Annotated in this window: 12 protein-coding genes; 3 read left to right on the top strand and 9 right to left on the bottom strand. The window is 68.3% G+C overall.

The annotated features are described in order from the left end of the window. Together KY462_16340 and KY462_16335 are read left to right on the top strand one after the other, a co-directional pair. Nucleotides 1–594 (top strand): ATP-binding protein (locus KY462_16340; GenBank protein ID MBW3579267.1); only part of this gene is annotated, 594 nt, incomplete at its 5' end. Beyond that, the gene (locus tag KY462_16335) at nt 584–805 is read left to right on the top strand and encodes a KTSC domain-containing protein (protein ID MBW3579266.1); all 222 of its coding nucleotides are present in this window, start codon (nt 584–586) and stop codon (nt 803–805) included. The genes KY462_16340 and KY462_16335, both read left to right, overlap by 11 nt. A gap of 76 nt (nt 806–881) precedes the next feature. On the opposite strand, the gene KY462_16330 is transcribed toward KY462_16335, so the two are convergent. From KY462_16330 to KY462_16295, 8 genes are all read right to left on the bottom strand, one after another. Further along, entirely contained in the window at nt 882–1,238 is a 357-nt protein-coding gene (locus KY462_16330) for a DUF433 domain-containing protein (GenBank protein MBW3579265.1), read from the bottom strand. Between the two features lie 60 nt (nt 1,239–1,298). Further along, nucleotides 1,299–1,577 (bottom strand): hypothetical protein, encoded by a 279-nt coding sequence (locus KY462_16325; protein ID MBW3579264.1) that lies wholly within the window; start codon nt 1,575–1,577, stop codon nt 1,299–1,301. A 256-nt stretch (nt 1,578–1,833) separates the two neighbouring features. Further along, nucleotides 1,834–3,087, bottom strand: a complete 1,254-nt coding sequence (locus KY462_16320; GenBank protein MBW3579263.1) for a site-specific integrase — start codon at nt 3,085–3,087, stop codon at nt 1,834–1,836. 389 nt (nt 3,088–3,476) lie between these two features. Further along, nucleotides 3,477–3,977, bottom strand: a complete 501-nt coding sequence (locus KY462_16315; GenBank protein ID MBW3579262.1) for a hypothetical protein — start codon at nt 3,975–3,977, stop codon at nt 3,477–3,479. Nucleotides 3,978–3,994: 17 nt separating this feature from the next. Beyond that, the gene (locus KY462_16310) at nt 3,995–4,723 is read right to left on the bottom strand and encodes a hypothetical protein (protein ID MBW3579261.1); all 729 of its coding nucleotides are present in this window, start codon (nt 4,721–4,723) and stop codon (nt 3,995–3,997) included. After that, nucleotides 4,707–4,955 (bottom strand): hypothetical protein, encoded by a 249-nt coding sequence (locus KY462_16305; protein MBW3579260.1) that lies wholly within the window; start codon nt 4,953–4,955, stop codon nt 4,707–4,709. Before KY462_16305 ends, KY462_16310 begins: the two co-directional genes overlap by 17 nt. A 2-nt stretch (nt 4,956–4,957) precedes the next feature. Beyond that, the gene (locus tag KY462_16300) at nt 4,958–5,722 is read right to left on the bottom strand and encodes a hypothetical protein (protein ID MBW3579259.1); all 765 of its coding nucleotides are present in this window, start codon (nt 5,720–5,722) and stop codon (nt 4,958–4,960) included. Between the two features lie 90 nt (nt 5,723–5,812). Continuing rightward, on the bottom strand, nt 5,813–6,532 hold the full coding sequence (locus KY462_16295) for a hypothetical protein (protein MBW3579258.1): 720 nt from the start codon (nt 6,530–6,532) through the stop codon (nt 5,813–5,815). Between the two features lie 352 nt (nt 6,533–6,884). On the opposite strand from KY462_16295, the gene KY462_16290 reads away from it, so the two are divergent. Then, a complete protein-coding gene (locus tag KY462_16290; GenBank protein MBW3579257.1) occupies nt 6,885–7,088 on the top strand; it encodes a helix-turn-helix domain-containing protein in 204 nt (67 codons plus the stop codon). Nucleotides 7,089–7,248: 160 nt separating this feature from the next. Here the strand turns inward: KY462_16290 and KY462_16285 are convergent. Beyond that, on the bottom strand, nt 7,249–7,551 hold a 303-nt coding region (locus KY462_16285), incomplete at its 5' end, for a transposase (GenBank protein MBW3579256.1).

Genomic DNA, 7,551 nt, shown 5'->3' with positions numbered 1-7,551 from the left:
GCTGGATCCAGGTCTGGAACGACGACCCCAAACCGTTCGTGTGGACCAAGACCAGCGAAGAGATCCTGGGGTCGATCGGCCGCTACTGCGGCGACATACTCCAAGCAACCGGCACCGAACAATAATGTAGCGCTTCAATCGGACAGGACACTAGGCGAGAGCGCGGCCGCAACAGCTCACGAGGCTGCTAACCGTATCGCTCGCGAGGGTCGCAAGTACGGGGTAGGGCTTCTCCTTGTCACGCAGCGACCTTCTGAGCTGCCCGACACAGCTCTTGCTCAGTCGGGCACCCTCGTCGCACTTCGGCTCACTAACAGCGCCGACCAAGGGAAGATCCGACATGCTCTACCTGACAGCGTGACAGAGCTCGCGGCAGTCCTGCCGTCGCTTCGGACGGGCGAGGCAGTCGTCAGCGGAGAAGCGCTTGTCCTCCCAGCTCGGACGCTGATCGAACGCCCGTCACCGCTTCCGCTCGCTGATGACCCGTCACTTGAGTCATGGCGACAAGACCCCGAATTGCCCGACTTGGTCCCAGCAATCGCGGCTTGGCGCGGAACATACGCGGAGGGAGACGAGGAAGACGATGACACCTGAATGGCGACCTGCCGACTCGAGCCGAATCGTGGCCGAAGCCTACGACGTTGATGCCGAAGCCATCTTCGTACGCTTCCCGGACGGCACAGAGTGGTGCTACGAAGCATGCCCTCCCGACGTCTGGGAAGCATTTACCGCTCCTGGGCAATCTCGCGGCGAGTTCATCCATGAGGTGCTCGACCACAAGCCAAACCACCGCTACTCCGGGTGAGTGGGACGAGATCTAAATCAAAGCTGCGTCGACGCTGTTGACCGACCTCCGGCCTGACATCATCGCATCGGCGTAGCTACCGGCGCTGCTCCGCGACGAGTTCGCTCACGGACCCTTCGGCAGGAGTCCGCTTGGGACGCGTCCGGTTCGGAGCGGTTACCGGTTCTATGACTGCCTTAGCCACCAACCGGTCATAAGGCCGAGCCGCCACTGCCGGGTATTCATCACGGGCGAGCTCGGCACCGTAGGCGGCGGCCGCGCGGATGCCCTCGACGGTGAGCGTCGGGTACTCGGCGATGATCTCTTCCTCGGTCATCCCGTCGGCGAGAGCGTCGAGGACGACGCTGACCATGATCCGGGTCCCGCGCACGGTCGCCTGCCCGTGACAGATGTTCGGGTCACGGACGATCAGGTCGCGCTGGTCGTCGCTCATCGCAAGTCGTCGCATATGCCGAGTCCGAACAGGGTACTTCCGAGGGCCTCGGGAGGCCGGTCACTCATCCCATGCTGGCGACTCCGGTCGCGGCCGCGGGAGACCGGTGAGCAGCTCCTGGTCGGCGAGCCGGACGCGAGGCGGGGAGTGTCGGCGAGCTGACTCGGACTTCTCGTCGCATGGCTCGTCCGTCGGTTCCGTCGACCCGTCGAGTTCGCGGCGGACGAGATCGCCGAGGTAGTCCGCGATGCTCCGGCGCTTGCGCATCGCGAGCGTCCGGAACTCGATCCACTCGTCGTCGCTGACGTTGACGCGGGCAGTCTGCTGGTCGCGGCTCATCGGTCACCTCCTGGTCGTGGACGGGCTCGGCGCTTCCGCGGAAGCGCCGTCGACGCGTTGACGCGTCGACCTGCGCACCCCGGTGCAAGTCTGTGAGGCGCTAGGAGGGGGTGGATCGATGGGGGTCTGGAAGGGGATAAGGGGCTCGGGTCGGGAGAAGGTCAGTGGGTAGATAGGGGGGTCTGGGATGGGCAGGGGTCGTGGGGATGAGGACGTGGGAAGGGAAGGAGGGATCGGAGAGGGGATGGAACGGAGGTCAGTGGACATCGCGGTCTCGGTAGACGTGATGGACGAAGGCGGCGACGGCTTGCTCGTCCATGGCTGGCAGGACGTGGGCGTAGGTGTTGAGGGTCATGGAGATGTCGGCGTGACCGAGACGGTCGGCGACGACCTTCACCGGGACGCCGGCCTGGAGCATCAACGTGGCGTGCGTGTGGCGGAGGTCGTGCAGCGTTATCCGGGGCAGGTCCGAGGCCTCGACGAGCTTGCGGAACTTGTCCGTGTACTGCATCGGGTTGATCCAGCGACCGTCCTCGCGCGTGAAGACCAGTCCCCACTCGTTGGCCCACTCCCCGGGCCACGCGAGCTTGTCGGCCGCCTGAACGCGGCGACGGACCCGTAGCGCGGCGACGGTGCCGGCGTCGATGCTGATCGTGCGCGGTCGGTTGGTCTTCGGCGCCTTCAGGTACGCCCGCTTGTTCACGTAGCCCAGGGCGTGGCGGACATAGAGCTGGCGGCCGTCGAGGTCGACGTCCTCCCAGATCAGCCCGGCCAGCTCGCCCCGCCGCATCCCGGTGTTGGCGGCGAGCACGAACGCCGGCTCGAGCGGATGCCCCTCGATCAGCGAGAGGAAGTTGCGTAGCTCCTCGGCGTTCCACGCCTTGAAGCGCTTGTCGTTGGGCTCGTCGAGGTGGATGTCGCGCTTCGGGAGCGTCGCCTTGCTCGCGACGTTGTAGGCCACGAGGTCCTGCTTCGCGGCGTCGTTCAGCGCCTTGTGCAGGACGGCGTGGAGGCGCCGCACGGTCGCGACGGACAGCGGCTGGCCCTTGGCCCCGCCTCGCTCCTTGATCTCGGCGTACAGCGCGTTGAGGTGCTGCACGCGCAGCGCCTGGAGCGGGATCCCGCCGAGCGCAGGCTCGAAGTACCGGGCGATGCGCCGGCGGTAGTTGACCCAGGTGGTCGGCTCCAGCTGGCTGCGCTGGACCTCGAGCCAGCGGGACAGGTACTCGCCGACCGTGATGTCGTTCGGGATCACGTGCGCCCCGCGGGCGATCTCCGCCAGCCGCAGGGCGAGGTGGTCCTCGGCGGCTGCCTTAGTCGGGAAGCCGCCCTTCGACCGCTGCCGACGCTCGCGGCGGACCTCGACCGGCTCGCGACACTCCGGGCAGCGGGACCGGGCGCTCACGCCCCAGCTCTTCCAGTCGCACGACGTGCAGCGCGTGCGGGGCTGCTCGCCGACGTCGAACACCGCGGTCCAGGTCTCGCCGCGCTTGTAGACGTGTCCTCTCATCTGTCGACCTCCTGTCACTCCATGGAGGCCGCTTCGAGGCGGTTCGTGTGACACGCGAACGCGTCGACCCTGTGGACAAGGCCGGACCCGACGTCGTGACCGATGTCCGATGTCAGGGGCTCGTTAACAAACCGTTAGCAAGAACCCTGCCCGCGGTACCTCACAAGCACCTCACAAGAGAGCTTGTTAGGTGCCCTGACCTGGGCTTTCGCGGTCCTGACGATGGTGGGCCCGGCAGGGATCGAACCTGCAACCAACGGATTATGAGTCAACCTACGCGCGTCCCGACAGGTTCCGGCCGACGCCTGAGAATCCCACCGAAGCTGGACTTGGAGCCATGTGCCGCGGGATCCACATCCCCGCCCGTCCCGGCACGTGCGACCGTATTCTCACACGTTCGTGTGCGAAATGTGTGCGAGGACTGGATTGGAGGCAATCATGCCCATGGGGCGCCAGGAGGGCCCCGACGAAGGCTGAGCGCTCCGCCGATGGCTCCCGCGCTCCAGTGCCGTCTCGAGCAGCTCCTGAGCGTGGTCGGGCGACAGCAGACCCGCGTCCAACAGCGCGAACGTGGCGTCGAGGATCCCGCGCACGTGACGCTTGGACACCATCGCGACGGGCTCGCCGCCAGCGATCGTGTAGATGCCGTCGAGCCACCGGACAGCGGCCTGCTCCGGATCCGGCGGGCGGATACCGGGCGAGATCTGGTCGAGTACGCCGCGCAGCCGCTGGATGTCGGCGCGGTACTCCGCGGCGCTGGCAGGACCCAACTCGAGGTCGTGGTGCTCAGCGACGATGGCACGCGCCTCGAGGTCGTCCATCGTGCGCTGGAGCGCGTAGGCCAGCAGGTCCGCCGCTGGCCAGTCCAGCCTGATCGTGTAGTCGCTCATAGGTTCCTCCTCCTGGTTCAGCGGTCGATCGGGGGCAGCTCCGGGCCGCCGTGGCCGGGTGGTCCCGGCGGCGGCTGCTCGGGGCGCCGGTCGGGCTCCCGGGGCTCCCGTGCGAGTAGGTCGGCGAAGCGGGCGAGGTCGGGCGGGTCGCCGTCGAGGACGACCAGTTCGAGGTCGCGGTGGCGCGAGCAGCGCTGGTGCCAGCCGGCGGTGGGCGCGCCGCACAGGCAACGGGGCGTCAGGAACTGCACGCCCGAGGCGAGACCGGTGTGGCTGTCGAGATGCCGGCCGGGGGCGCAGTAGACGCAGGCGCAGTCGCGTGGAGCCTCGTGGTCCATCCGGTAGGTGTTGGGGCAGCTGACGGCCTGCCGACGCTCACGGTCGGCGTTGCGGCGGGCGCGGGCCTCGGCGTTGGCGCGGGCGAGCGAGTCGAGGGCTCGCTCGAACTCCGGGTCGATCCAGCGATCGAGCTTCGAGGTGTCGCCGTAGATGCCGCGTCCGGTGTTCGCCTCGGAGAACCGGACGCGGTCGCGGGTGACGATCTCGCCCTCGGTGGACGGTCCACCGGTGGCGTGCACCTCGACGACGTGAGCGGCGCGGGTGGCGTAGTTGGCGAGGCGCTCCGCGATGCGTTCCGCCCTGCGGTAGGCGGTCTGCCAGCGGGCGCTGCCCTCGACCCGGAAGGTGAGCTCGACGGTGTACTCGACCGAGTGCTGGAACTCCGGCGTCTCATGCGGGGCGGTCATCGCAGACCCCCGCGGGGTGAGCGTCGTCCTCCGCCTGGCGGTCGAGGTCGAGCGCCATCTCGATGAGCGCGTCGCAGTGGCGGGAGATCTCGGCCAGGTCGTCCTGCAGGCCGTCGAGGCTGGCGGCCATCGCCTGGCAGATCCGGAAGGCGTGCCAGCACAGCTGCGCGGCGATGCTCACGGCCAGGTCGTCCGCGGACGTGATGGGGCGGGCGGGGTCGACGGCAGCCATCGTCACCACCCCCGATCGAGCGAGCGCTCGATCGTCCGCTCGGGCGTGCGAGCGGTGGACGGCACGGGCGCCGGCGTCGGTTCGGGCGGCAGTTCGTGCTCGACCTCGGCGAGCTGGTCGATCGACGCCGCCAGCCGCTCGTCGAGGTTGTCCCGGCCGTCGACGCGGGCGGGCGGTTCCGGAAGGCCCCCGTCGAGCCGGTCGGGTGTGGTCCCCTCTCCGGCGAGGTCGGCCGCCAGCGCGACGGCGAGTGGCACGTCCGGCTGTGCGCCGTGCACCGCCACCGCCCACGCGAGAAGCTGCGCGCGTGCGACGCGGAGGGAGCGGCGACCGAGCACGCGGATGGGCTCGCTGACCCGTTCAACGGCACGCAGGAACTTCCGGTCGTCGAGCGCTTCGGAGATTGCGGCGCCCCAGCCGTGGGAGCGGCGCTCCTGCTCGGCACGGTCAGCGTCGGCGGCTTCCCACGACCGGTGCATCCGACGCCAGGCGTCCCAGCCACGACGCCGCTCGAGGACATCCTCGATGCGTTCGGGGTCCTCGACGGCTGCGGCGATCCACCTGCGGGCGTCGACCGGAGCGTCGTCGGCCGTCAGCTCGAAAGCGTCGATGGCGCGCGCGAGCACGCGATCGGGTGATGTGAGGACGAGCTGGGCCGCCGCGACCTCTCCCATCCCGAGGTCGGTCAACCGCCGAAGCAACTCTCTCGTGCTCGCTCCCGTATCACCGATCTGCGTGATGCCGTTGCCTGGCTCGTCGGTCCTCATGGGCTTCTCCTCTTGCTGCGCCCGGCCCCGGCTTCCCGGATCGCCTCATGGATGGAGGCCGGAAAACGGGGCGCCGTGTGACAGGCGGTTTCAGACAGCGGGCACGACCTCGCGGAAGCGCTGCTCGCCGCGTGAGATCCGCTGCCGGAGCCGCGCGCTCGGCACGCCAAGGCGGTGGGCGAGTTCCTTGACCGTGAAGCCGAGGACGCGCGTCGCGACGATCAGCGCGGCCACGTCCGGGCGGAGCCCGGTCTCGCGGCGCCCCCAGTCGATGAGCTGGGCGGCCTCGATCCCCTCAGCGGGATCGGGCACGGCCGCAACGCCGATGAACGGCTGGTGGGCCAACTCCGCCTGCGACGTCTGGTGATCCGCCAGCAGCGCGTACAGGCGTTTGCGGACGTCCATGACGACGTTGGCTGCGACCCGCTCGGGGCGCCGCTCGACGGGGTAGGTGGCGGCGACCTCGAAGGCCTCGGCCACGACGTGGCAGGCCCACTCCGAGATTGGGAACGGCTGGTCCCACGCGACCATCCGCTTGAGTGCGGGAACGAACCGTTGGAGCACCACGCGGGAGGCCAGGGGGTCGCGACGCCCGATCGTGAGCAGGGCGACCAGCACGTCGTCCTGACTGCAGCAAGGGGTCCGCGGGTCCTCCAGAAACAAGAACAGCTCCGTGGTGCTCGAGAACGCGACCAGGCGGACGTCCTCGTGGCGCCAACCAGCCAGCGCTCGGTCGACCGACCCGGTGGCGAGAAGTCGCTGCCACTCGTGGTCGAGGTCGTCGATGATCGTGTCGGGGTGGTCGTGCATCGGGCGCTCCTCGCGGTCGTCGATCGCGAGGAAGCTCCGATCTAGACCTCACACACAACTCACAAGACGGGCGCGGAAGGCTCTGTGAGGTGCTTGTGAGGCCTCAACGAGGCCGTCGGACGGCCGCCCAGCGGGCTTTCCGAGGGTCCGGGGGCTCTGTCAGGCGAATCGAGGACTGCGCCGGACGGCGCGCGGATGCCGCACTCCAGAGTGCGCTGCCGTTGGCTTGTGAGGTGTCACGGCGACATCCGATGGCTCGGAGACCGCCTCCTGTGAGGTCCCTGTGAGGTGGCCAGCCGAAAGTTGTTGCGCTTCAGGAGGGAACGACCAAGCAACCGTTCGAGGAGGCGACATGGGACTCGACGAGATCCGCGACCGCGCAACACTCACCGTCGAGGAGGCGGCCGAACTCCTCGGCGTGGGCCGGAGCTGCGCCTACGACGCCACAAGGCGCGGCGACATCCCCGCCGTGCGACCGGGCCGACGCCTTGTCGTACCCATCCCTGCCCTCATCCGCCTGCTCGAGCAACCCGTCGGGGACCAACAACCCGCCTAGCACTGCAGTCGACGCTGCTGCTCGCCGTGGCCTTCATCAGGCGAGGCGAGCTCGATCCGCGCCAGCATGCGGCGCGGCCGGGTAGCCGGGGCAGGAACAACAAAAGAGGATCATGGCGGTCATCAGGCTTTCACGAAATGGACCTGATGCCCGGCACCACCTAGTGTTCCGTAACTGACGTGTTTTGACGGTTGGCCTTGTCGAGGATCTCGTCGGCGGTCTTGGTCCATGCGAACGGTTCGCAGCGGTCGTTCCAGGTGTCGATGAACCGTCGTATGGCGGCGGTGACGTCTTTAACGGACCGGAAGCTGCCGCGGCGGATGGCTTGGCGGGTGATGATCGCGAAGAACACCTCGACGAGGTTCATCCATGACGAGTACGTCGGAGTGAAGTGCAGGTGGATCCGCGGATTCTTGTCGAGCCACTGGTGCACGTCTTGGTGCTTGTGCGCGGAGTAGTTGTC

Source organism: Actinomycetota bacterium (assembly GCA_019347675.1).
In the GTDB taxonomy this organism is placed as follows: Bacteria; Actinomycetota; Nitriliruptoria; order Nitriliruptorales; family JAHWKO01; genus JAHWKW01.
Note: the sequence above shows the minus strand (reverse complement) of the source record. Positions and strands in the feature narration are given on the sequence as shown.